The 3,506-nt window shown below is 66.6% G+C and carries 4 protein-coding genes; all 4 read left to right on the top strand.

Annotation, left to right across the window (positions count from 1 at the left end):
• Positions 1-930 (top strand): branched-chain amino acid ABC transporter permease (locus KGA65_RS18730; protein WP_225864650.1); only part of this gene is annotated, 930 nt, incomplete at its 5' end.
• Between the two features lie 31 nt (positions 931-961).
• Positions 962-2,047 carry an ABC transporter permease subunit gene (locus tag KGA65_RS18725; protein WP_225864649.1) on the top strand — a complete coding sequence of 362 codons (1,086 nt, stop codon included), beginning with the start codon at positions 962-964 and terminating at the stop codon, positions 2,045-2,047.
• A gap of 25 nt (positions 2,048-2,072) precedes the next feature.
• The gene (locus KGA65_RS18720) at positions 2,073-2,843 is read left to right on the top strand and encodes an ABC transporter ATP-binding protein (protein WP_225864648.1); all 771 of its coding nucleotides are present in this window, start codon (positions 2,073-2,075) and stop codon (positions 2,841-2,843) included.
• A 25-nt stretch (positions 2,844-2,868) separates the two neighbouring features.
• Positions 2,869-3,506: ABC transporter ATP-binding protein (locus tag KGA65_RS18715; RefSeq protein WP_225864647.1), on the top strand; the 638-nt coding region annotated here is incomplete at its 3' end.

The raw sequence follows: 3,506 nt of genomic DNA, 5'->3' as shown, positions 1-3,506 counted from the left end.
ATGGATATCTTCGTTCAACAGATCATCAATGGTTTGGTGCTGGGGAGCATGTACGCTCTGGTGGCGCTGGGCTACACGATGGTGTACGGGATCATCAGCCTGATCAACTTTGCGCACGGCGAAGTGCTGATGGTGGGTGCGATGGTGTCGTGGTCGGTGGTGACGGCGCTGGCGGATTCGGGCTTGCCGGGCTGGGCGCTGCTCTTGATCTCGCTGCCGATCGCGATTCTGGCGTGCTCGGTGCTGAACTACGTGGTGGAGAAGGTGGCCTACCGGCCGCTGCGCAACGCGCCGAGGCTGGCCCCGCTGATCACGGCCATGGGCATGAGCCTGCTGCTGCAGACGCTGGCCATGATGATCTGGAAGCCCAACCCCAAGCCGTTTCCGCCGCTCTTGCCCACGGAGGTGTTCTTCCTGTGGGCCGATGGTCCGGTGATCACCGTGACCCAGATCCTGATCCTGGGCACCACGGTGGCGGTGCTGGCCGCGCTGCTGTGGCTGGTCAACAAGACCAAGCTGGGCCGCGCGATGCGCGCCACCGCCGAGAACCCGCGGGTGGCCGGACTGATGGGGGTCAAGCCTGACTTCATCATCTCGCTGACCTTCGTGATCGGCGCCTCGCTGGCGGCCATCGCCGGGATCATGTGGGCGCTCAACTACGGCACCGTGCAGCACACCATGGGCTTCCTGCCGGGGCTGAAGGCCTTCACCGCGGCCGTGTTCGGCGGCATCGGCAACCTCGCCGGGGCGATGGTCGGCGGCGTGCTGCTGGGCCTGATCGAAGCCATCGGCGCGGGCTACCTGGGCGACCTCACGGGCGGCGTCTTCGGCAGCCAGTACGTGGACATCTTCGCCTTCCTCGTGCTGATCCTGGTGCTCACCCTGCGCCCCTCGGGCCTGATGGGCGAGCGAGTCGCGGATCGCGCCTGACGCAGAGGAACCCAAGACCATGTTTGCAGAGATGAACAAGACAACCAAGATCGTGGTGTTCCTGGTGGCCGGCGTGCTGCTGCTGGCGCTGCCAGTGTGGGCCGCGCAGTTCGGCCAGGGCTGGGTGCGCATCATGGCGCTGGCGCTGCTGTACGTGATGCTCGCGCTGGGCCTGAACATCGTGGTCGGCTACGCAGGTCTCTTGGACCTGGGCTACGTGGCTTTCTACGCGGTGGGCGCCTACATGTACGCGCTGCTGGCCAGCCCGCACCTGACCGACAACTTCGAGTGGATCAAGGCGATCTATCCCAACGGGTTGCACACGCCGATCTGGCTGGTCATCCCCTTGGCCGCCTTGCTGGCCGCCGGGGCGGGCATGCTGCTGGGCGCACCGACCCTGAAGCTGCGCGGTGACTACCTGGCCATCGTCACGCTGGGCTTCGGCGAGATCATCCGGGTGTTCATGAACAACCTGGAATACCCGATCAACATCACCAACGGCCCGCGTGGCCTGGGCCAGATCGAGCCCATGAAGATCGGCGCCCTGGACTTCAGCGAACCGCTGCACCTGTTCGGCCACACGCTGCCCTCGGTCACGCTGTACTACTACCTGTTCCTGGCCCTGGTGATCGTCACCGTCATCATCTGCCAGCGCCTGGCGGACTCGCGCATCGGCCGCGCCTGGATGGCCATCCGCGAAGACGAGATCGCCGCCAAGGCCATGGGCCTGAACACCCGCAACCTCAAGCTGCTGGCCTTCGGAATGGGCGCCACCTTCGGCGGCGTCTCGGGCTCGATGTTCGCGGCCTTCCAGAGCTTCGTCTCGCCCGAATCCTTCTCGCTGATGGAGTCCGAGATGATCGTCGCCATGGTCGTGCTCGGCGGCATGGGCCACATCCCCGGCGTGATCCTGGGGGCGGTGCTGCTGGCGGCCATGCCCGAAGTGCTGCGCTACGTGGCCGGCCCGCTGCAGACGCTCACCGACGGGCGGCTGGACGCGGCCATCCTGCGCCAGCTGCTGATCGCGCTGGCCATGATCACCATCATGCTGGTGCGCCCGCGCGGCCTGTGGCCGGCCCCGGAACACGGCAAGGCCGCCCCGGCCCCGGCCAAGTGAGCAGAACAACAAGAAGGACAGCACCATGAGCAAGGAAGTCTTCAAGGTCCAGGGCGCCTCCAAGCGCTTTGGGGGTCTGCAAGCCCTCAGCGACGTCAGCCTGAGCATCCACGAAGGCCAGGTCTACGGCCTGATCGGCCCCAACGGGGCGGGCAAGACCACCTTCTTCAACGTCATCACCGGGCTCTACACCCCGGACGGCGGCAGCTTCATGCTCGGCGGCGAGGCCTACACCCCGCAGGCCGTGCACCAGGTGGCCAAGGCCGGCATCGCGCGCACCTTCCAGAACATCCGGCTGTTCGCCGAGATGACCGCGCTGGAGAACGTGATGGTGGGCCGGCACGTGCGCAGCGGCTCGGGCCTGCTGGGCGCCATCCTGCGCACCCCCGGCTTCAAGGCCGAGGAGGCCGCCATCCGCGAGCGCGCCCAGGAACTGCTGGACTACGTGGGCATCGGCAAGTACGCCCCCTACAAGGCCCGCACCCTGAGCTACGGCGACCAGCGCCGCCTGGAGATCGCCCGGGCCCTGGCCACCGACCCCAAGCTGATCGCGCTCGACGAGCCGGCCGCCGGCATGAACGCCACTGAGAAGGTGGTGCTCAGAGAGCTGATCGACCGCATCCGCAACGACGGGCGCACCATCCTCTTGATCGAACACGACGTCAAGCTGGTGATGGGCCTGTGCGACCGGGTGACGGTGCTGGACTACGGCAAGCAGATCGCCGAAGGCACGCCGGCCGAAGTGCAGAAGAACGAGAAGGTCATCGAAGCCTACCTGGGCGCCGGCCAGCACTGAGCAGAACACGAGAGCAGACACAGACATGACAGCACAAACCTTGCTGAAGGTCAGCGGCCTGAAGGTGGCCTACGGCGGCATCCAGGCGGTCAAGGGCATCGACTTCGAGGTGCGCGAGGGCGAACTCGTCAGCCTGATCGGGGCCAACGGAGCGGGCAAGACCACGACCCTCAAGGCCATCACCGGGCTGCAGCCGGTGGCCGCGGGCGACATCGAATTCCTGGGCAAGAGCATCAAGGGCCAGGGCGCCTGGGACCTGGCGCGCCAGGGCCTGGTGATGATCCCCGAAGGGCGGGGCACCTTCACGCGCATGACCATCGTGGAGAACCTGCAGATGGGCGCCTATGTGCGCCAGGACGACGAGGTCGAGGCCGACATCGAGAAGGTCTTCGGCATCTTCCCGCGCCTGAAGGAGCGGGCGCACCAACTGGCCGGCACGATGAGCGGCGGTGAGCAGCAGATGCTGGCCATGGGCCGGGCGCTGATGGCGCGGCCCAAGGTGCTGCTGCTCGACGAGCCGAGCATGGGTCTGAGTCCCATCATGGTGGACAAGATCTTCGAGGTGGTGCAGACCATCCACGCGCAGGGCACGACGATGCTGCTGGTCGAGCAGAACGCCAGCCGGGCGCTGGCCCTGGCCGACCGGGGCTATGTGCTGGACTC

The organism is Ideonella benzenivorans (assembly GCF_020387415.1).
Lineage (GTDB): Bacteria > Pseudomonadota > Gammaproteobacteria > Burkholderiales > Burkholderiaceae_C > Ideonella > Ideonella benzenivorans.
This window is presented reverse-complemented; position numbering and strand designations above follow the sequence as displayed.